Source organism: Nocardia gamkensis NBRC 108242 (assembly GCF_001612985.1).
GTDB classification, from domain to species: domain Bacteria; phylum Actinomycetota; class Actinomycetes; order Mycobacteriales; family Mycobacteriaceae; genus Nocardia; species Nocardia gamkensis.
In genome coordinates this window covers 1-19,508 of sequence record NZ_BDBM01000086.1, presented here as the reverse complement: position 1 = coordinate 19,508, position 19,508 = coordinate 1, and the positions used below count along the sequence as shown (strand labels likewise).

The following is a 19,508-nucleotide window of genomic DNA, read 5'->3' as shown; positions in this document are numbered from 1 at the left end:
CGTCACCGTGACGATGCGACGAGAGTCGGCGACGCCCGTTTCTCGCCGTCGCAACGATAAGAACAGTGATTAACTTAGCAAGCGGTGTCGCCCGCTGTCTCCACTTTCGACGACTTGCTGGTACAGCCTCGCGCGGTAGCGAGCGATCCGCGTCGGCAGGCAAGATCACTGTCTACGACCAGCAGATTCACAGCTGTGCTGCGCAGAATTCCTAGTCAGTCGGCGTACCCGAGTGGGATGATCCAGCAGGGGAAGCACTTCAGGACAAGTCGCCATCGATCGCTAATACGGAGTCACATAAGAGAGGACCGGAAAGCCTCCTCGACGCCCCCGCGATCGCCCCCCCGGGTTCGGCTGCGTGTGGACAGACGAAAGGGCCGGGCGGTTGTACCGCCCGGCCCGTGCTCTGGTCGACGTCAGCGACCGGCGTGGCTGTGCTGACCGCCGCGCACCTTGGCCTCATTGGGCTGGGCTTCGGCGCCCTTGCGTCCGGCCGCACTCGGATCGGCGGAGTTGCGGTCGCCGAAGCTGGCGGTGCTGGCCTGGCCGCCGCGACGCGCCTGCTCCTCGGTATCGGAGCGGTTGCCGAACTGCCCGGGGTTGTTCTGGTCTGCCATCACATGCTCCTTTCGGTAGCGGATGAAACCGACTGTGGCTCTTCGCGCCACGTCTTCGTGCTACCCGCACTCCGGTGGACGAATCAGCCTCCGCCCTTCTTCATACGATCGAAAAGAACTGCCCCACGGCCGCTTCGAGTACCGGTCAGCCGAGCGCGTTATCCGGCTGCCGATCTGCTCTTGGACGTGCAAAACAGCCGGCACGAACATCCGGGTGATCGTCGACTCGACAGGCTCCGCGGTCCTTTCAGCACAATCGATGATTCCCCGAAGCGAGGACGCGCCGGACTTCCGCGACAGTCTGTTCCGCGTCGAGGTGCCCGGTGTCGAGCGCATGGTCCTCTAGTTCCCCTAGGTCCGCGAACGCGGTGTGCATGCCGGTGATCGCCTCGACATCCTTCAGTTCGTGCCCGCCGCGCTGCTGCGCACGCGCCAACGTCGTGTCCAGATCGGGCCGGAGGACCAGGTAGGACAGCGCCAGGCGGTCGCGTTCGGCGGCCGAGCGAAACGGCGTCAGGAACCACGGCCCCACGATTCCGTCCACCACGACGTCGTAGCCGCCACGCGCGAACGTCGCGACAGACGCGACGATCGCGTCGACGACCACCTCGTTCTGCCGCTGCGCTTCGGGCAGGTACGGCAGGACGAATCCGGTGCGGATCGAGCGATAGAACCAGTCGGTCGTCACGTGAACCGTCGGCCTGCTCGCGCCTGCGGCGAGCAGTTCGGCCACGGTCGTCTTTCCCGCACCGGGCGGGCCGGTCAGGATGATCACTTCACCGTTCACGATTCGCGAAGTTAGTCGCGCGACCGGCGTTCAGCCACCCGCGGTGAGCACGCGCGTTCGACACGCCACGAGCGCGGTGCTGGTGGCCGCGAACGCGGCAACAGCTCGCTTCCCGGCACGGATACCCCGTGATCGCCCTTCGGCTCCACCGGTTTCCCCTCGGCGTCCCGGCGCTCAGCGTCTCGCTCCAGCCCGCGCTACAGCAGCGCGGATGAAAACGAGTAGTCGCCTACTCACGATCGGGCGACTATCCGCGACGAGCATTCGGTACTGCGAACCCTTCGCGACCGGTAGGCGTCCGGAGTCGGCCGAAGCCCCAGCTACGGCGACGACGAATCCCGCCGGGTCGCGGCTCCCATCGGCGGCAGTCTCGGAAAAGGCGGAAGTAATGAAAAAGTACGAAGTTCGACCTGGCGACACCCTCTCCGCGATCGCGCATCGCGAGTACGGCGACAGCAGTCTGTTCCCGGCGATCGCGCGCCAGAACCATCTCGCCGATCCGAATTCGATCGACGTCGGGCAGCAGCTCCTGCTCCCGTACATCACCCGGCGCCACCTCGTCACCACTTCCGACTCCACCGCGGCGCGCAAGCAGATCACCCAGCGCTACTACGGCAGCGAGGACACCCATGTCCAGTTGATCTGGGAGGTGGTCAACGGTGTGGCACAACGCGAGATACAGCAAGGTGCGTGGCTGCACATCCCGGAGCTGGCCGATGTCGGCCACCACACGGTGACGGAAGGCGAGACGCTCACGGTACTCGCCGAGCGCTGGTACGGCGACGACCACCTCGCCCTGCTGATCGAACTGGCGAACCACCTGCCCTCCGGGAGCGAACCGGCTCCCGGCCACGTTCTCATCGTGCCCGGCCTGAACCGCCGCCAGACCGTCGCAGGCGATACGCTGCGGACGATGTGCCACCACGCGTACGGCCCCGCCGACTTGGACACCAGGGTGGGGGTGGTCGCGGCGGCGAATCACCTCGCGGATCCCGACGCGGTCTTCGCCCGGCAAGTGATCCACTTCCCGTCGTGACTCGCCGGACGGCTACGCCCTCGCGCCGTTGCGACGGCGTTCGGTTCTGCGGCGCAGCAGCCAGGTCGACAGCCCGGTGACCGCGAGCGCGAGCGGAGTCAGGCCGAAGACCAGCCAGACCAGTCGCCACCAGCCGTTCACCAGCCAGCCGAAGTGGGCGGGTTCGAAGACCTTGGCGTAGAAGGTGTTCGCCAGCGGCCGGTCGTGGCTCGCGTCGACCACCTTGACATCGGCGCCGTCGTAGGCGTTCACATAGACCAGGACGTCACCGCTGTAGAAGAGGCGATGCTCGCGTGGCGAGTAGGCGCCGGCCACGGCGGCGCGGTAGTACGGGGCGGTGTCGGTGGGCAGCAGCAGGTAGGCGAGCCGGCCCGGCGCGGCGCGCTGCGCGATCGCACCGGCCTCGCCGATGGATAGCGGAGCCAGGCCCGCCCCGCTCGAGCGCGGCTCGAAGGACCTCTCGGTCCGTTCCAGTGTCGTGTTGCCGCCGGTAGCGACGAGCCAGGCCCGCTGGACGGTCGGCCATTCGATGGTGGTCCCGGTGATGCCCCACACCAGCAGGAACGGTACGGCGAGAACGCCGATGACGTCGTGCAGGTCGCGGTCCCGGGCGAAGCGCCCCTTCCGCAGGCGGACCCGGAACCCGTTGCGCGACCGCCTGATCGACGGCCACCAGATGACCACACCGGACACCGCGAGCGTGACCAGCAGTGTGCCGAGCGAGCCCAGGATCACCGCGCCCCACTTGATGTCGATGAGGGGAGCCTGGTTCTCCATGATCGGGATCGCCCCGGAGTAGCGCGCGCAGCCGAATGCGCAGTTGTGCAGATTGGCCGACCAACCCAGCACACCGTCGGTCAGGTTCACCCGCTCGTTGATTCGCCCGGTACCGGGATCGACGGAGTAGGCGGCGGTGTACTGCGCGTTTCCGATCGCGATCACACCGCCGTCCACGCCGACCCAGCCGACGGCGAAATCCGGATCGGTCGCACGCACCAGCGCGACGGCCTGTTCGGTGTCGATCACCGGCGGCGTGTCCGTGTGCCGATAGAACGAGGCGTGCTGGGCCCGGAACAGTTCGGCGTGGTAGAGCAGGATCGCGCCCGATGTCGATTGGACCACCAGGACCGTGCCGAGGATCAACGCCGACCAGCGGTGGATCGAGATCAGTGCGCGCCGTACCCGTTTGCGGGATCGCTCGCGCGAGCGGACGATCCGCCTGCCGGGCTCGTGCACCACCGTGCTCGCGTTCATAAGGTTAGGCTAACTTGAAATAAGCCCTTCCCAGCTTCGGCGAGTTCCGGCCCGTCTCGGCCTCCCGATCACCCCGCGGGCATGAGGTCGACGCCGTATCCCGGGTATATCCGCGATGCCCCTCCCGTCCGGAACACCTCGACGGGACCGACCACCTCGGTCGCGAGCCCCGCCGCCCGCATCGCGCACGCTTTGAAGGCCCGTCCGGCCAGGCTGACCCGGTGCTGCACCGAACCGACCCGATGGTCGAGTTCGACGGGAAGACCCTCGCCCCACATCGTCACCTCGGTGCGCCCTCGGTCGAGACAGTCGAGCACGCCGTCGCGAACCCGGCTGTCGGACAGATAGGTTGCGGAGGCGACGGCGACTGCCTGCGGCCACGTCTCGCGCACCGGCGCGGCCGAGAACTGCTCGAGGTCGAGCACCGTCGCCCCGAGGATGCGCAGCGGGCGGGTGTCCCCCGGATCGGCCACCAGCACCGCGACCTCCCATCCCGCGACGGTGCGATCGAACAGCCACCCCCCGGTCCAGCGCACCACGTCCGCGATGTTCGGCGCGACCACCGCCAAGCGGTACCGATGCGGGCACCGGCGCGTCCGGTCTCGCCAGCGAGTGAAGGAGGGCGATACTGGAGCGCCTCGGTCAACGGAATCGACGGATCGTACAGCCATGGTTCCCATCCCGGTGTCACCGATGAAGATATCGACAGGTCCGGCCGCGGACACCGACTCCGATGGGTACCAACCATCGCGCCGGCCATCGCGGATCAGCGAGCCGCGCGGCCGAGGGGCGGCCGCGTGCCGAACCAGCGAAGGATCCGGAGAGCGGAGCGGCGGGTGAGAGCGGATCGCCGAGCCCCTCGCCGGAAGGTTCTGCCGCACACACACTAAGGCGGTCCACGATCCGATGACGGCGCTTCTGCCGAGCCGAGTTGTGACCTATATCACCGAGTCAGCAATTGCCTGGTCAAGGCCCTTCGTTCACCTACCGCAGCCCGTACGAGCCGCCGCATCTCCATGTGTCAACGACTGCGGGGCATCGGAGAACGGGCGGGCGCGCCTTGCCCGACGCACAAGGAACTCGAGTGATCACCGCTCGTCATCGTTGCCCGAGAATGCGTTATACCAGCACTTTTCACTGCCCGAATATTTGAGTCACAGCCGGTCCCCAGCCCTGCGGGAACCGGGACCGCGCTGCGATGGCAGCTTGACGACACCGCACTCATAGTTCAAACTGGTTACCTACCGGACAAACCTATCCGGATCGTCCGCCGGTCCGGAAATCAGCCGCTGGCAATCACTCGGCAATCACATGTCGAGGGTCTTGTCATGCGACGATTCCATCTGCGACCGAGGGGGGCGGCATGGGCAAGTCGGCGTCTCGGCGACGAGCACCAGGAGACGTATGCGAACGCTCACCAGTCGCGCCGATCCCGACGACTCGCTCACCGCGACAGCCTTCGACCTGCGCGCGGGCGCCATCATTCTCGCCGAATTCGGCGCTCCCCCGGCCGATCCGTTCAGCATCCGGCACCGCCTGGCGGACCTCACGCCGCTCGGTGCGCCGGTCCACCCACTTCCCCGGCACCTGCACCGGCTCGGCATACTGCTGCGCTGCTGCATCGACCACATGGCGATCACAGCGGAGATCGCGCAGATCCACGATCTGATCGGGCTCGCCGACGAACTCGTCGAACTGGTGGACATCATCAGTGACTCCGCCGTCTACACCGCCGAAGGCGTTGTCGCCGTGGCCGATTCGGCACAGCGACACGCACACGCCGCCGCGGTGAGACTCCGTACCCGCGGCGCCGACGCCACGGTACACCGGTTGCTCGCTCGCTGGTCGGCGGAAAGCGGAATAGATTTCGGGCAACGCGAATTCGCCGACGGGCTCCTGCACGTCATCCGGTCGTTCGAGCGCGTCGCCGATGAGCTGGCGTCGATCGAGCGCGCGCCGTGACAGGCGGGCGCTCTCTCAGCCGCGCAACGCGCGATCCAGCAACGCCCATGCCTGCCGGGCGGTCTCCTTCTTCGACTGCGCGTCGGTCTTCGACAGCACGGCAGCCAGCATCGCCAGGGCCAAGACCACGTCCGCGGTGGTGATGTCCGCACTGATCGTGCCGCGCTGACCCGGATCCTCCAGCTTCTCCGCGATGAGGGCGATCAGCCGCCGCGCCACCTCGAACAGGCGCATGTCGTCGGTGTCGGTGGGGTGGATCATCGCGATGAACGCCGCCGAGGTCGTGATCTGCTCGACCATGATCGCCAGCAGGTCGTCCACGGTGACCCCGGGATCGGCGGCCAGCGCCTCGATACCGTCGATGTTCTCCTCGAACACCGCCAGCGCGATACTCTCCCGCGTCGGGAAGTGCCGGTAGAGCACGCCCTGCCCGACTCCGGCGGCCCGCGCGATGGAACTGAACGGCGCGTCGAAACCACTGTCCGCGAAGATCTCTCGCGCCGCCTGGATCAAGGCTGCCCGGTTGCCGGCCGCCGCCTTCGGCCCCCTGTTCACACGGCGTGGCGAGGTCATTCGGGCAAGATTACCGGACCATTGTGGCCGTCCTCGCCCCACCGAGCGCCCGGCACGGCATCCCACATCGAGACTGTGAGCCGCGCTCCATCGACGTGGTGTCGTGATCTGACGCACACTACGAGCCGTAACCGGACAATACAGTCCGGAAGGAGTGGCCGGCGCGGCACTGCTACGACGAAACCGCCTGCTGCTCGGCGAGTTCGGCGAGACGGTCGAGGGAGGCCGACAGTTTGTCCGCGGTGGTCGCGCGGGCGCGGACCTGACGCTTCTCGTCGGTGAGCGAGGTCCAGTCATAGGTGTGGGTGACTCGGGTGCGGCCCTCGCCCACCGGCTCCAGCTCCCAGCGCCACAGGTGGCCGGGCGGCTGTTTGCCGGGCTCCGACGGGCGCCACGCGATGCGGCTGCCCTCGGCGAACTCCACCACGTGGTTGTCGCGGACGGCTCCGTTGGTCAGGGTGGTACTGAACACGGCCCCGGCTTCCCGTACCCGCTGCCCCGTCGCGGCCTCGGCCAGGTTGTCGTTGCCGTCCCAACGCGGCTGCTCGGCGGGATCGGCGATGAGCTCGAAGATGGCCGCCGGACCCGCGTCGATCTCACGGCTGGCGCTGACGATTCGGGGAGGCTCGTTGTGGTCGGTCACGTGCCGATCGAAACATCGGGCCGAGTGCGGAGCAAGCCTTCCGCTCGAGAGTTGTGGTAATTCACCCCGCGCCGATTCCGGTTCGGCGGCCGGTCCCGGCCACGGCGACCGGCCGGTGCGGTATGACTGATCCGACATCCGACCGACGAAGGGACGCGCTCATGGGCGAGCGAGTGGCAGTGGTTTCCGGCGCCGCACGAGGGATCGGCGCGGCGATCGCCAAGCGCTTGGCGGCGGACGGGCTTCGTGTCGGCGTGCTCGACCTCGACGCGGCGGCGTGCGCCGACACGGTCGGCGCCATCACCGAGGCGGGCGGGCGAGCCGTCGCGCTCGGCGCCGACGTGTCGAACGAGGAGTCGGTCGCCGCCGCCGTCCAGCAGCTGGACGACGAGCTGGGCGCGCCGACGGTCGTGGTGAACAACGCCGGCATCCTGCGGGACAATCTGCTGTTCAAGATGAGCGTCGCGGACTGGGACGCCGTGCTGAACGTGCACCTGCGCGGAGCCTTCCTGCTCACCCGAGCGGTGCAGAAGTACATGGTCGAGCAGAAGTGGGGACGCGTCGTCAACATGTCCAGCACCTCCGCGCTCGGCAATCGCGGACAGGCGAACTACTCGGCGGCGAAGGCGGGGTTGCAAGGCTTCACCAAGACCTTGGCGTTCGAGCTGGGCAAATTCGGCGTCACGGCCAATGCCATCGCGCCCGGATTCATCGTCACCGACATGACCGCCGCCACCGCCGAGCGTGTCGGAGTCTCGTTCGAGGACTTCCAGAAGGCCGCCGCATCGCAGATTCCCGTGCAGCGGGTAGGCACTCCCGAGGACATCGCGCACACCGCCTCGTTCCTCGTGAGCGAGGGCGCCGGTTTCGTATCCGGCCAGGTGATCTACGTGGCCGGCGGCCCCACCGACTGACCCCGCAGCCCCGCCCGCCGTGCGGGGGCGGGCCGGGGCGGTAACGTCGCAGCACATGAACCGGCGTGCGGCTCGTCGTAGCGTGACGAGCTATGTTCTCCTGCTGCCGAGCCTGATCGGCGTCGGCGCGTTCCTGCTGCTGCCGATCCTGGTGGTGGCCTGGCTCAGTCTGCACAGCTGGAACCTGTTGGGGCCCAGGGAATTCGTGGGGCTGCGCAACTGGCGCTCGGTGCTGGGCAACGCCGCGTTCGGCCATGCCCTGCTGGTGACGCTGGCGTTGACCGCCATCGTGGTGCCCGCGCAGACCGTGCTGGGTTTCACGGTCGCGGCGTTGCTGGCTCGGCGGCGCGGCGGGACGAGCCTGCGAATCATGTACGCGCTGCCGTGGATGTGCGCGCCGGTGGCGGTCGGTGTGGTGTGGCAGTGGATGTTCGCCCCCACCGGCGGTGCGGTCAACGCCGTACTCGGCAGGCGCGTCGAATGGCTGTCGGATCCGGCGCTGGCGCTGTCGTCGGTGGCCGCGGTGAGCGTGTGGGCGAACTTCGGGTACGTGGCGCTGTTCTTCGTGGCCGGGATCCGCGCGATACCGAGCGAGATCCTCGACGCGGGAGCGCTGGACGGCGCGACCGGCTGGCGCCGGATCCGCTGGCTGATCCTGCCGCTGCTGCGCCCCACCATGTTCTTCGTGCTGGTCACCGGGGTACTGACCGCGTTCCAGACCTTCGACACCGTGTACGCGTTGACCAAGGGCGGTCCGGGTGATCGCACGGATGTGCTCGCGATGCGAATCTTCTCCGAGGCCTTCGACGCGGCTCGGCCGGGCCGCGCCGCCGTCATGGCGCTGGTGGTGTTCGCGGTGATGTTCGCGATCACCGTGGCGCAGCACCGCTACTTCCGGAATCGGACCACCTATGAGTTCTGATCGCCTGCGTTCGGCCGCGGCCTACGCGGTGCTCTCGGCCGGCGCGCTGCTGACCGTCACGCCCCTGCTGCTCAGCGCCCTCACCGCGGTCAAGACACCCGACCAGTTCGCCACCGGGTCACCACTTGCCCTGCCGCATCCGGCCACCGCGGACAACTTCCGGACGGTGCTGGACTACGGGTTCGGGCGCGCGGTGCTGGTGACCGCGCTGATGACGGTGTTCGTCACCGGCGGCCAGCTGGTCACCTCGGTGCTGGCGGCATACGCGTTCGCCCGCACCGAATTCCCGGGCCGCGACGGGCTGTTCTGGGTGTATCTGGGCACCATGATGGTGCCGCCGATGGTGACCCTCATCCCCCTGTATCTGATGTTCGCCGAACTGGGCCTGCTGAACACGTTCTGGGCGCTCGTGCTGCCGTTCGTGTTCGGATCGCCGTACGCGATCTTCTTGCTGCGGCAGTACTTTCGCGCGATTCCGCAGGAGTTGATCGGTGCGGCGCGGCTCGACGGCGCGAACACCCTCGACATCATCGTGCACGTGATGGTGCCGATGAGCCGGCCGGTGCTGGCGACCTTGACGCTCATCACGATCGTCTCGCAATGGAACAACTTCATGTGGCCGCTGGTCGCGAGCAGCGGCCGTTCGTGGCAGGTGCTGACCGTGGCGACGGCGAACCTGCAGACCCGCTACAACGCGCAGTGGACCCTGGTGATGGCGGCCACGACGCTGGCCATCGCGCCGCTGGTGGTGCTGTTCGTGATCTTCCAGCGGCAGGTGCTGCGCTCGATCGCGTGGACGGGGGTGAAATGAGGACGTCGACCCGCGTCGTACTCGCTGTCGCATTGGCCGCGGCGCTGCTGGTCACGGCCGTCCTGTGGCTCGGCCGCAGCGGCGACGGGTCCGGGCGCACCGTGCTGGGGCTGCGCGTCTGGGACGAGAGTCTCGTTCCCGCCTACCGTGCCTCCCTCGCGGAGTTCGAGCGGGCGAATCCGGACGTCGAGGTGCGGCTCACGGTGGTGCCGTGGTCGTCCTATCAGCAGAAGTTGCGCTTGGACGTGGCCGGGGGCACCGCCGACGATCTCTTCTGGACCAACTCCTACGAGGACTACGCCGATACCGGGCGGTTGATCGATATCGGGGCGGCGCTCGGTCCCGAGGCCGCCGCAGTCTGGGATGCTTCGGCGGTAGCACAGTACACACGCGACGGAAAGCTCTGGGCGGTACCGCAATTCGTCGATGCCGGTACAGCGGTGTATTACAACCGGGAACTGCTCGCGGCCGCACACGTGGATCCCGCGGAGCTGAACGCGCTGCGGTGGAGCCCGGGCGGCGACGACACCTTACGACCGGTGCTGCGCAGGCTCGCGACGGCCGCCCCATGGACGTACAACGCAGGCCGCGACTTCCAGTCCATCGAGCTGCCCTACCTGGGCTCGGCCGGGGCACGATTGCAGGACGACAACGACCACTTCGTCTTCGACAGTCCGCAGGGGGTCGCGGCGTTCGACTATCTGGTGCGGTTGATCGCCGACCGGCTCACGCCCTCTCCCGCGGACACCAACACCAATCCCGACTTCGCGAAGAATGCCTTCCTGCAAGGCAAACTGGCGCTGCTGCAATCCGGGACGTTCAATCTCGCGCAGGTCGCGGAACGCGCCCGCTTCGGCTGGGGTGTGGCGCCGCTGCCCGAGGGCCCCGCCGGGCGGGTGAGCACGAACAACGCGATCGGCGTCGCCGGTAACGCGGCCACCCGGCATCCGGACGCGGTGCGCCGGGTGCTGGCCTGGCTCGGCAGCGGCGCGGGAAATCGCTACCTGGCCGATGGCGGCGCCGTCATCCCGGCGGTCGTCTCCGAACAGCAACGTTATCGCGACTACTGGGCGGCGAAGGGAGTGGACGTCTCGCCCTTCTTCGACGTGCTGCGCGGCCCGCGCATCTCCTCCGGTGGCGGGCCGGGTTTCCCGGCCGCGCTCCGCGCCGTCGAGCCGATTCTCGCCGAGATGTATCTGGGCCGGATTCCGGTGCCGGAGGCCCTGTCCCGGGCCCGGACCGCGGCCGAGGCCGCCGTGGCGGAGAACTGAGTCTACGCCGCGTCGTCCCCGGCCCCCGACAGCAACGCCATGAGCAGCGTGACCACGACGACGGGGCGGGTCCAGGTACGGACCCGCGTGGGCTTCGCTGCCATGGGACCGGCTCCTCTCGCTGCGGTGACGGAGACTATTCGGCGAACTCTTGGTTATCTTCACCCGTGCGCGCGGACATCCGGGAACCACGGTTCGGAGTTTCGCCGGGAACCGCGGACCCACCCGACGGCGCGCGGCTGTCGCTCATCCGCCGACCGCCGCGGCCAGCCGGGGCAACTGCCGCAACGGGTTGATCCGTTCGACCTCCATCCGCTGGTCGGCGTCGAAGATGTCGCTGAGGCCGGGAGCCGGATCGTGCGTGCCGGACTGCGGGAGGGTGAGCGCGCTGAAGGGCCAGTCGGATCCGAAGACCACGTGGTCGCGCTTGCCGACCGCCGCATGCGGCGCGGAGTCCGCGTCGTATCGGCACGGCCGTGGTCCGGCCGTAACGACTCGGTGTCCGCCCTCGATTGCCACATGACCTTCGAAAGGAATTCGAATGAGCTCTATGACAATCGCCGCCGCACGAGTCACGGCCGCCGCCGTGTCGGTTCTGGGCTTCGCCACGGTAATCGGTTCCGGCACAGCCCAAGCCGCGCCGCAGGACTGTGTCGTCACGCGAGACCTGTTCAACGCGACGGCGACCTGCCACGACGAGGATGCGCCCCCCGGCAGGGAGTACACCCTGGTGGTCGAGTGCGTCGGCCTGCACGGCGTACCGAACGCGTTCCCGCTCATGGCCATCGGCCCTTACCGAGGTTCGTGGAGCGGCTCCTTCAGCCCCTCCGGCCAGGGCACCGCCTCATGCTTGGGCCCCACCAGCATCGGCACCACCACCAACGCCTACGTCGCGATCTACCGCGACTGATCGGATCGCGGCCGGGCCGCTGCTCCGTCAGCCGCGGGCCGCGCCCTCCGGCCACACCACGTCCACCGGCACACCTGCTTTGCGGGCCAGCTGCACCACTGAGCCGGTTCCGCTTCGCTCCCCATCCGCACCGTCCCATACCGCGACCAGCCGGTCTACCGAGTCCACCACCGCCGCGTTCGCGGCCTCGTAGGCGTCGCGGCCCGCGTCATCGAAGTCCATCACGCGCACCACGTCCGCACGCTGCACGAGGTCGTCGAACAGCTCGGCGTGGTCGGGCTTCACCTTCCTCTGCCGGTAGTTGCGCGACGGCAACACGACCTCGAGCTGTCCGCCTGCGTCGAGGACGGCTCGGGCGAACACGGAATCGGCGCCACGGGCTATGCAGCTCACCCCGACCACCGCATCGCCGGTCCCGTTGATGGCGAGCAGCTCACGGATCGCCGCGTAGACCAGCGGCTCGGCGGCCTCGGTGATATTCATGTGCCCGGTGACCCCGATGCGCACCATGCAGTTTGCTCCTATGCTGTCGCCGCGACGAGCGGCCGCATCCGGTCGCGCAGTTCGGCCACTCCAGCCACGTTCACGTGCTGTCGGGTGCGGTTGTACACCCTGGCGAGCTTCTTGGTACCATAGCGAGGAGTACCGGCCGACGCCGCCGGTGTGAACGCCCCCCACCGATCGGCCTTCGGGTCCGACGGTCTTATGCGGTGATGCCGATGCGGTTGGCCAGCGCCCGGGCCTCACGCTCGATGATCCGGCCGCCATGTGTCACGAGTTCCGCCGCGAGGTTTCGTGACAGCGGATGGCAGCGCATCGACTCCTCGGACACCGCCGTAGCCGTTTTCAGCGCGCCGAGTGTTCCGATCCAATCACGCTGCTGCCCGTAAGCTCTGCTCAATTCCAGCCACAACCTGGCTCGCCGGTCGACGCTGGGTACGGCGTCCGGATCGACCACGCTCGCTGCCTCCAGCGCACCACCCGACTTGCGCATGTCCACCTGAACCGACACGGCGGTCACCTCTGTGTTGGCGACACCGAACAGCGTCCACGGATGCGCCGATCCGGACGGGAGCGCGCGAGCCATGCCCATCGCCTGATCGATGCCACGCAGCGCATCGCCCTCCCGGCCGAGCCGAGCAGCGGTGATCGCACTGTGCAGGTGGCACGCGCCCCATAGCGCTTGCGCCGCTTGGTCACCGTCGAGGCGTGGCTCCAGCAGCGCGACAGCGCTCTGGGTCAGCCGGTACGCATCCTCCTCCCGCGAGGTGGACCGCCACACGTTGCCGAGCACCCAACTGGCCGACGCCAATGTCAGCGGGTCGTCGGCGATTTCGGCCGCGGCCATGCACCGATCAGCCGCGAGCCACAGCAGCGGCGCGTCGGCGACCCACGCAAGGACTTGCTCGGACAGCGCGTACGCACCCGACAACGCGGCAGCAGCGGCGCGGCGCTCCTGCCCGGCGCGTGCGGCTGGGTCGGAGCCGCGATAGTCGATGACCGGCACGATATTCCGCGCTCATGCCTGATCACGCTGGGTGCCGTCACCGGCGTCGACCGCAGGCGGATGCCACCCGAGGCGGGTGATCGGGATGCGTGACATCGACGACGCGACCGTCGTTCTCGCCGATACCCCGGCAGCACGATGCCGGTTCTACCGGGAGACTTTCGGATTGCCCGCTCGGGTGCAGCCGGAGCTGGGCCGGATCTTCTTCGTCTCCGGCAGCGTCGGTGCGATCACGATGCCCGCGCAGCTCGGCGCGGGCGTGCGCGCGCACCTGCTCGACCGCGGTGTGCGGCTGGGACCGATCGTGTCGCATCCACGGTCGAAGCGGTGGACGTTCGTCATCGTCCCGGACATCCCGGACTCCGACATGGGCCTGTTCGCGGAGTTGTTCCGGCTCAATGTGTCTGTGGCCCGTCAGGGCGCGCGGATCGCGTTGCCGTCACCGGCAGACGGCGACCTCGGGTTCCGGGTCTGGGCCCACGCGCCGCGAGGCACCTACCGGCCGTGCGGCATGGTCGTGGTCGAGGCCATGCGCGTCTGCGCACCCGCGCGTCGGCGCACATCGCCGGACCGATGATGTCGGTCGTATCCGTGGGGCGGCGATAGCGGTCGGTTCAATTGTCGTAGGACGCGACGCCGACCGGGCCGACGCCCACGCACAGGTTCAGGCCCGGTGTGGCGGTGGTGATTCGCAGTGCCGAACCGCTGCCGATGACGCGAACGAAGACGGTGTTGGGGCCCTTTCGGACCGGCGCGGTCACCGTTTCGCCTTGTTCCAGGGCGACGGTGATGCGGCCGTCGCGGCTGGCGAGGTAGTTGAGTTGCGCTGTCCATTTGTTCGCGAGCATCGGGCCGTCGAGGAGCAGGCGAGCCGGGTTGGTGCCCTCGATACGGTAGCCGCAGCCGGGCTCCGGGCCGGGGAGGATGATCCGGTTCCACCAGACCGCCGCCTCGACGATCTCACCGTTGTCGGTGATCATCCGCAGGTGAGGTGTCGAGTCCGCGAAGGTGCCGGGAGCGGCTATGGGAGCCAGGACGTTCCTGGTGAGATTCTGCGGATAGGCCAGGGGATTCAGCACATTCCACGGCACCTCCTGCTCGAGCAGGGGCGCGCCGTCGGATGCGCTCAGCCCCGATTTCACGTTGGTGATGTAGGTTTCGGTCGGGCCGGCACGCCAGGATCGCACGAACGTCCAGGTGGACCAGAGACTGCTGACGACGAACACCACCGTCACGGCGATCGTCACCGACCGCCCGGGAAGCGCCGGGCCCCGGCACGGCCGGGGGCGGGCCCGCAGCATCAGCGCACCCGCGGCCGCCGACACCACCGCCGTGTCGGCGAAGTAGCGCAGCGACTGCATCAACTCCCCTGCGGTGTTCGGTCCGCCGCGAGCCAGCGCCACCGCCAGCTGAGCGATCAAGACGTACGCCGCGGCCGTCAGCCAGACCGCTCCGATCCGCCGCCGGGCGCGCATCGTCAGCGCTACGACCGCGACCAGCGCGAGCCAGGCCGACACCACCGCCCAGCCCGGTGGATCCGCCCACGGCGTCGACGGTAACCACCGCTCCCACACCCATGGGCCGCCGAACAGGGCGGGCACGACCCCCAGGGAGGCGGCTCCTGGCAGCAGGTCGCGCAACTCGTCCCACTTGTCGGGCAGACCGGGACCGTCGACCACCACGAGGTAGACGATCGACCAGCAGGCCAGCACCGCGCCCGATCCGACCCACAGCGCCGCACCCCGCCGGGCCACCGTGCGCATCGGGGCCGCGCGCCCGTCGACGTAGCGGGCCAGCGCCGTGATGGCGAAGGCGACGAACGGCACGACCGCCGACTTCTCGAAGAACAGCAGCGCCACCGCCAGCACCGCGACCCCGGACAGTGCGTATCGGCGGCGACCGGTCCGGACGAGCAGCACCGCGTCCCCGATCACCCAGGCGAGGGCGAACTGTAGCGGCAGCGCGTTCAGAGCGGCGGCCCACCAGGCGAACGCCGGGACCGTCAGAGGGCAGAACAGATAGAAGACCAGCGGAAGCAGGATCGGCCATCGTGGGCCCACCACCAGCAGCAGCATCCGCACCACGGCTACCGACGCGCCGAGCTGCATGATCAGCAGCACCGTCACCGGTCCGGCCCAGACCAGCGGCGCCACCGCGTTCACCGCCCAGGCCGTGGCGAATGCCAGCGGCATGAAGTGCCCGTCGTGGTCGTACAGCAGCAGGTCCGTAGACCACAGCCCGAATCGGGCCGCCCGGCCGACCAGGATGAAATCGTCCCAATAGAAGTAGCCGCTGCCCGCTACCCACCAGCGGACCGCCAGCTGCAACACCACCAGGCAACCGGCCACGACGACCAGTGGCCGGTTCCGGATCCGCCGCAACCGGCCACCGGCCGCCGCGGACCGAGGGGCGCGCGCGGGCTCCGGCACGGCGAGCACAGCAGTATCCATGTCGTCCCACCGTAGCGGGGGCCGGTCGCTTCGCGGCTATGGGAATTGCCGGTCCCGCCGATACGACAGGTCGCCCGAGGCAATGCGCAGAGTTTTCGCGCGTAAGAACAGCGACGACCGCTAGGTGAGTGTGTCCATCACGTACGCGGCAGCTTCGGCGAGGAGAGCCTGATCGTAGGCGGCATCTCGGGTGGCTTTGCTCGACATGATCGCGACGACGAGTGGCGCGGCATCCGGGGGCCACACGACCGCTATGTCGTTGAGTATGCCGTAATCGCCGGTCCCGGTCTTGTCGGCCACCCTCCATCCCTGTGGGGTGCCGGCCCGGATCCGCTGGGCGCCCGCGGGCGTGGCGTTGCGTTCCAGCAGATCGCGGAGGAAGTCCCGCTTGTCGGCCGGAAGGGCGTCGCCCAGCACGATCCGGTGATAGACCTCGCCGAACGCCCTCGGCGAAGTCGTGTCACGCGGGTCTCCGGGGGTGGCTTCGGTGATCGCGGGCTCGATCCGGTCCATCCGGGTGACCGGGTCGCCCAGACTCCGGGCGTAGGCCGTCAACTCGGCCGGGCCACCCAGATCGCGGAGCAGGAGATTGCCCGCGGTGCCGTCGCTGTACCGTATCGCGGCGTCACACAGCTGGCGGATCGTCATTCCCGTGTCCACGTACCGAGGGGTGACGGAGGCGTTCTTCAGCAGATCGTCGCGGGTGTAGGTGACGACGGTGTCCAAGTGCGACAGCGGATTACGCTGTAGCACCGCCGCCGCGGCCAAGCCCTTGAACGTCGAACAGAACGCGAATCGTTCATCGGCTCGGTGGGCGACGGTGACGCCCGTCCCGGTGGCGCGGGCGTAGACGCCCAGGCGTGCGTCGAACTTTCGTTCCAGCTCGATCAGCCGATCGTGGCGCTCGTCCGTCTTGGCGGTGGGCGCGGCCGAGGGAGAAGGGCCCTTCTCCGCAGCGCACCCGGCCAGCGGTAGGAGTGCCGCCGCGGCCAGAAGCGTCCGGCGGCCGATGGGCGACTGCGTCATACTCGTCCTCTTCCGGGGTCGATGTCGCGGTGAACGGGCTCACCACCGCGACCATCGTCCGCTGTCCCCACCGACGAGAGCCGAGGGTCAGTGCCCGAGCACGCCGCTCACTTCGTTCGGTGTGCTCGGCAGCGCGACACTCGCCGTCTTCGCTCCGGTGCCCAGGTCGATGCGGTGCACCTGCTTCGTCCCGGGGTCGGAGACATAGGCGGTGCCGCCGCGGACGAACAGCGCGGGCCGAGGCTTCTGCCATTCCAGCGGCTCCTGCCAGGGATCCGTGACCGGGATCGTGCGCACGACGGCGCCCGCGACGGGATCGATCACGTGAATGCGGCCATCGGTGCCGAGGACCAAGGCTTCGCCGTGCGGGCCCCGGGCCAGCGACCGGAAGGTGTAGCTGGTGCCCAGATCGACCAGGCGCAACGAGCCGGTGACCGTGTCGATCAGTGCGACCTTCTGCGGGCGTTCGAGTTCGGCGTCCTTGTCCTGCTTGTAGTCGCCGAGGACGACCGGCGAGGTTTCGCTGCCCGCCTGGTTGCCGATCCGGCCGTACTCGGTGGGGCTGGTCACCTTGGTGATCGCGCCGTCGCGGTAGACGAGCACGCCGTTCTCGCAGCCGATCACCACGGCCTCGCCCGCGGCGGTCGCCTCACCGTGCACGCCGGGGCAGTTCTCGTTGCGCGCCCTCTCCCTGCGGTTCTTGTCGAGCACCACGATGCCGGTCCGCTTCTCCTCGGTGCCGAGGGTGAGGACGAGTTCGCCGTTGGCCAGCTCGATCGCGACGCCGTGGTGCGGCGCGGCCGCGCGGTAGGTGTCGGTCTTCGGCGCGCCCTTCGCGAGATCGGCGGAGTCGAACGCGACGACTTCGCCGGTGCCGTCGCTGAAGAGCACGGTTCGCCCGGCATGCCGGACCACGTGCCCGGGATGGGGGCCGGGAAAGTCCGTGCCGGTGAATTCTGCTGTGACGGCGTCGAAGACCCGGAAGCCCGCTTTGGTCGAGACGATCAGGTGCCGGTCGTCACCCGCGGGGTTGAGCCGGTTGAAGCCGTCGAGCTCGACTGTGCGCGCGAGTTCGAGGGTGGTTCCGTCCAGTACGTGGATTCCGCCGTCGTAGGTGATCGCGACCGGGTCGGTGATCGGTGTGCGCCGGGTGTCTCGTTCCGGGGAAGTATCGGCGCCGCATCCGGCGACGGTGAGTACTGCGGTCAGCAAGCCGGTCAGGGCGGCCGATTTCGTGGTTGTCGATCGAACAGGCATGGGCGACTCCGTCTTTCGTTGCGTGGGTCGGGCTAGGGGGTGGCGAGGCCGCGCACGATCGACTCGGTGTTGGCCCGCATCATTTCCAGGTAGGTGCCCGCGCCACCGCCCGGCTCGGTGAGCGACTCGGAGTACAGGGAGATCACCTGTACACGCACCCCGGCCTGGTCGGCGAGCACCCGGGCCAGGCGATCGGGTTGCGAGGCGTCGGCGAAGATCGCGCCCACCCCGGCGGCCCGGATGGTCCCGGCGAGGGCGGACAGATCCGACGGGCTCGGTGAGGCGAGGGTGGTGCCACCCGGAATCACCGCGCCGACCACCTCGAAGCCGAATCGCTGTGCCAGGTAACCGAAGACGTGATGGTTGGTGACCAGTTTCCGCCGTTCGACGGGGATCGTCGCGAACCGCTCGGTCATCCAGCGATCCAGCCGGTCGAGTTCGGTCAGGTAGCGGTCTGCTCCGGCGCGGACCGCCGCGGCGTCCACGCCGGGGACGTGGTCGACGATCCGGTCCCGGATGACCTCCACCGCTCTGCGCACCCGGCGCGGATCGGTCCAGAAGTGCGGATCCGGTCTGCCGTTCGCTTCTTCCGCCGCGTAAGCGATGGGGTCGATCGCCGCGCCGACGGATACGCCCGTGACCCCGGCCTTCTCGGCCGCCTCGACGTTGCGCAGCACGCTCTCCTCGAGACCGAGACCGTTGTAGACGATAAGGCTCGCGCGTTCGAACCGGGCGGCCTGCTGGGCGGAGATGGCGAAGAAGTGCGGGTCCGCGTTCGCCTGCATGAGCACGGTGACCTCGACCGCATCCCCCGCGACGGCGCGGGTGAGATCGCCGAGGATATTGGTGGTGACGAGGACTCCGCCTCGGTGGGCGCCGGAATTCGAGCATGCGGTCAGTGCGAACAGCGCGGCGACGATCAGCGCGCACAGGCGGGCAGCGAGTCTCATCGGCCGGTCTCCACCATCGAGGTGGGCCTGATGTCGAGGCGGAACGTGCGCGCGGTGCGCAGGTTGTCGGTGTAGTCGATCTCGTGGATCGCCCGCGCCACGGGATCGTTGAGGTAGGCGCGGTGTTCGTCGACGAGGATCAGCGGCGCGGGTGCGCCGTCGGCTACCGGCGCGGTCAGCGGGCGCGCCACCGCGGACTCGCGGCCGGACGCGGCGTCGTAGCTGTGCAGCAGGCCGTCCGCGGTGAGCACCAGCAGTGCGGCGCCCTCCCCCGCCGTGTTCGCCGCGACCACCGGACCGGTGTCGACCGAGGTCCAGGTCTTGCGCCTGACGTCGAGCACCCACACCCCGCGCCGACCGGCCGCGGCCACGAGCGTCGCGCTGCCGCGGCGGTGGCGGAACTCGACCGCGCGGTCGGCGTCCACGGTGCCGGGCGGATAGGGGATCTTCTCGGCGGTGAACGCCGCGTCGCGTGCGGTCACCAGCAAAGCACCGTCGGCGCAACCGAAGACGACGCCCCGCCTGGTCACCGCCGAGCCGCGCGGATGCGGGCACGGCTGCGCGAGGTCCGAGGCGTGCGCGCCGTCTCGGGTGCGGACCTCGACGCGCGTACGGGAG

21 protein-coding genes and 1 pseudogene are annotated in these 19,508 nt (G+C 68.8%); 8 read left to right on the top strand and 14 right to left on the bottom strand.

Going from position 1 to position 19,508, the window contains the following annotated elements; genetic code table 11:
- Window positions 1-416: 416 nt before the first annotated feature.
- Both NG1_RS34195 and NG1_RS34190 read right to left on the bottom strand, forming a co-directional pair.
- Window positions 417-617: a hypothetical protein gene (locus NG1_RS34195; protein WP_062977919.1), complete on the bottom strand. Its 201-nt coding sequence runs from the start codon at window positions 615-617 to the stop codon at window positions 417-419.
- Between the two features lie 247 nt (window positions 618-864).
- On the bottom strand, window positions 865-1,404 hold the full coding sequence (locus NG1_RS34190) for an AAA family ATPase (protein ID WP_062977917.1): 540 nt from the start codon (window positions 1,402-1,404) through the stop codon (window positions 865-867).
- A 388-nt stretch (window positions 1,405-1,792) separates the two neighbouring features.
- Between NG1_RS34190 and NG1_RS34185 the strand changes: the two genes are divergently transcribed.
- Window positions 1,793-2,440, top strand: a complete 648-nt coding sequence (locus tag NG1_RS34185) for a LysM peptidoglycan-binding domain-containing protein (RefSeq protein WP_062977915.1) — start codon at window positions 1,793-1,795, stop codon at window positions 2,438-2,440.
- A 12-nt stretch (window positions 2,441-2,452) separates the two neighbouring features.
- Here the strand turns inward: NG1_RS34185 and NG1_RS34180 are convergent, their stop codons facing one another.
- The gene (locus NG1_RS34180; protein ID WP_062977912.1) at window positions 2,453-3,694 is read right to left on the bottom strand and encodes a PepSY-associated TM helix domain-containing protein; all 1,242 of its coding nucleotides are present in this window, start codon (window positions 3,692-3,694) and stop codon (window positions 2,453-2,455) included.
- A 68-nt stretch (window positions 3,695-3,762) separates the two neighbouring features.
- Window positions 3,763-4,257, bottom strand: a complete 495-nt coding sequence (locus NG1_RS34175; RefSeq protein WP_245660177.1) for a hypothetical protein — start codon at window positions 4,255-4,257, stop codon at window positions 3,763-3,765.
- A gap of 841 nt (window positions 4,258-5,098) precedes the next feature.
- Between NG1_RS34175 and NG1_RS34170 the strand changes: the two genes are divergently transcribed.
- Window positions 5,099-5,656: a hypothetical protein gene (locus tag NG1_RS34170; protein WP_062977908.1), complete on the top strand. Its 558-nt coding sequence runs from the start codon at window positions 5,099-5,101 to the stop codon at window positions 5,654-5,656.
- 15 nt (window positions 5,657-5,671) lie between these two features.
- Here NG1_RS34170 and NG1_RS34165 read toward each other — a convergent pair whose 3' ends face one another.
- Both NG1_RS34165 and NG1_RS34160 read right to left on the bottom strand, forming a co-directional pair.
- A complete protein-coding gene (locus NG1_RS34165; RefSeq protein ID WP_062977906.1) occupies window positions 5,672-6,229 on the bottom strand; it encodes a TetR/AcrR family transcriptional regulator in 558 nt (185 codons plus the stop codon).
- 172 nt (window positions 6,230-6,401) lie between these two features.
- The gene (locus tag NG1_RS34160) at window positions 6,402-6,872 is read right to left on the bottom strand and encodes an SRPBCC family protein (protein WP_062977904.1); all 471 of its coding nucleotides are present in this window, start codon (window positions 6,870-6,872) and stop codon (window positions 6,402-6,404) included.
- A gap of 161 nt (window positions 6,873-7,033) precedes the next feature.
- Between NG1_RS34160 and fabG the strand changes: the two genes are divergently transcribed.
- From fabG to NG1_RS34140, 4 genes are read left to right on the top strand one after another with little or no spacing between them, the layout of a single operon-like run.
- Complete coding sequence (gene fabG, locus NG1_RS34155; RefSeq protein WP_062977902.1) at window positions 7,034-7,786, top strand: 3-oxoacyl-ACP reductase FabG; 753 nt, start codon at window positions 7,034-7,036, stop codon at window positions 7,784-7,786.
- 55 nt (window positions 7,787-7,841) lie between these two features.
- The gene (locus tag NG1_RS34150; RefSeq protein WP_062977900.1) at window positions 7,842-8,708 is read left to right on the top strand and encodes a carbohydrate ABC transporter permease; all 867 of its coding nucleotides are present in this window, start codon (window positions 7,842-7,844) and stop codon (window positions 8,706-8,708) included.
- The gene (locus tag NG1_RS34145; protein ID WP_040871471.1) at window positions 8,698-9,519 is read left to right on the top strand and encodes a carbohydrate ABC transporter permease; all 822 of its coding nucleotides are present in this window, start codon (window positions 8,698-8,700) and stop codon (window positions 9,517-9,519) included. Before NG1_RS34150 ends, NG1_RS34145 begins: the two co-directional genes overlap by 11 nt.
- Complete coding sequence (locus tag NG1_RS34140; RefSeq protein ID WP_062977898.1) at window positions 9,516-10,790, top strand: ABC transporter substrate-binding protein; 1,275 nt, start codon at window positions 9,516-9,518, stop codon at window positions 10,788-10,790. Before NG1_RS34145 ends, NG1_RS34140 begins: the two co-directional genes overlap by 4 nt.
- A gap of 246 nt (window positions 10,791-11,036) precedes the next feature.
- Here NG1_RS34140 and NG1_RS34135 read toward each other — a convergent pair whose 3' ends face one another.
- Complete coding sequence (locus NG1_RS34135) at window positions 11,037-11,309, bottom strand: hypothetical protein (RefSeq protein WP_062977896.1); 273 nt, start codon at window positions 11,307-11,309, stop codon at window positions 11,037-11,039.
- Between the two features lie 22 nt (window positions 11,310-11,331).
- On the opposite strand from NG1_RS34135, the gene NG1_RS34130 reads away from it, so the two are divergent.
- A complete protein-coding gene (locus tag NG1_RS34130) occupies window positions 11,332-11,700 on the top strand; it encodes a hypothetical protein (RefSeq protein ID WP_245660176.1) in 369 nt (122 codons plus the stop codon).
- A 27-nt stretch (window positions 11,701-11,727) separates the two neighbouring features.
- Here NG1_RS34130 and NG1_RS34125 read toward each other — a convergent pair whose 3' ends face one another.
- Window positions 11,728-12,210: a hypothetical protein gene (locus tag NG1_RS34125; protein WP_062977894.1), complete on the bottom strand. Its 483-nt coding sequence runs from the start codon at window positions 12,208-12,210 to the stop codon at window positions 11,728-11,730.
- 193 nt (window positions 12,211-12,403) lie between these two features.
- On the bottom strand, window positions 12,404-13,207 hold the full coding sequence (locus NG1_RS34120) for a hypothetical protein (protein ID WP_174554927.1): 804 nt from the start codon (window positions 13,205-13,207) through the stop codon (window positions 12,404-12,406).
- An 85-nt stretch (window positions 13,208-13,292) separates the two neighbouring features.
- Here NG1_RS34120 and NG1_RS34115 point away from each other — a divergent pair, with 85 nt between their 5' ends.
- A complete protein-coding gene (locus NG1_RS34115; RefSeq protein ID WP_062977923.1) occupies window positions 13,293-13,784 on the top strand; it encodes a hypothetical protein in 492 nt (163 codons plus the stop codon).
- Window positions 13,785-13,821: 37 nt separating this feature from the next.
- Here the strand turns inward: NG1_RS34115 and NG1_RS34110 are convergent, their stop codons facing one another.
- The 5 genes and pseudogenes from NG1_RS34110 to NG1_RS37675 all read right to left on the bottom strand — a co-directional run.
- Complete coding sequence (locus NG1_RS34110) at window positions 13,822-15,657, bottom strand: hypothetical protein (protein ID WP_245660175.1); 1,836 nt, start codon at window positions 15,655-15,657, stop codon at window positions 13,822-13,824.
- A 120-nt stretch (window positions 15,658-15,777) separates the two neighbouring features.
- Entirely contained in the window at window positions 15,778-16,683 is a 906-nt protein-coding gene (gene bla, locus NG1_RS34105; RefSeq protein ID WP_062977892.1) for a class A beta-lactamase, read from the bottom strand.
- Between the two features lie 87 nt (window positions 16,684-16,770).
- Window positions 16,771-17,940, bottom strand: coding sequence for a zinc metallochaperone AztD (aztD, locus tag NG1_RS34100; protein ID WP_062977890.1), 1,170 nt, complete (start codon window positions 17,938-17,940; stop codon window positions 16,771-16,773).
- Between the two features lie 32 nt (window positions 17,941-17,972).
- The gene (gene aztC, locus NG1_RS34095; protein WP_062977888.1) at window positions 17,973-18,890 is read right to left on the bottom strand and encodes a zinc ABC transporter substrate-binding protein AztC; all 918 of its coding nucleotides are present in this window, start codon (window positions 18,888-18,890) and stop codon (window positions 17,973-17,975) included.
- Window positions 18,887-19,508, bottom strand: a pseudogene (locus NG1_RS37675) (zinc ABC transporter permease AztB); the annotation flags it as partial. The gene aztC and the pseudogene NG1_RS37675, both read right to left, overlap by 4 nt.